Here is a 356-nt window from a genome sequence, read left to right on the forward strand (position 1 = left end):
ATCAACGAGTGCCAGTGGTTCAACTAGTACTTCGATGAGCACCAATCACTCGGAAAGTACCAGTGCTAGTGCCTCAGTAAGTGGTAGTCAATCGACGAGCGATAGCCTATCAACGAGTGCCAGTGGTTCGATGAGTACTTCAATGAGTACAAATCATTCCGAAAGCACCAGTGCGAGTGCTTCAATGAGCGGTTCTCAATCCATCAGCGACAGCTTATCAACAAGTGCGAGTGGTTCAACTAGTACTTCGATGAGCACAAATCATTCCGAAAGTACCAGTGCCAGTGCCTCGGTAAGTGGTTCTCAATCAACGAGCGATAGCCTATCTACTAGTGCGAGTGGTTCGATGAGTACTT

Annotated in this window: 1 pseudogene; it reads left to right on the plus strand. The window is 47.5% G+C overall.

Annotation, left to right across the window (positions count from 1 at the left end):
* A pseudogene (locus tag AC6UDG_RS07440) lies at window positions 1-356 on the plus strand (hypothetical protein); the annotation flags it as partial.

Source organism: Fructilactobacillus sp. X2R1C1 (assembly GCF_059901435.1).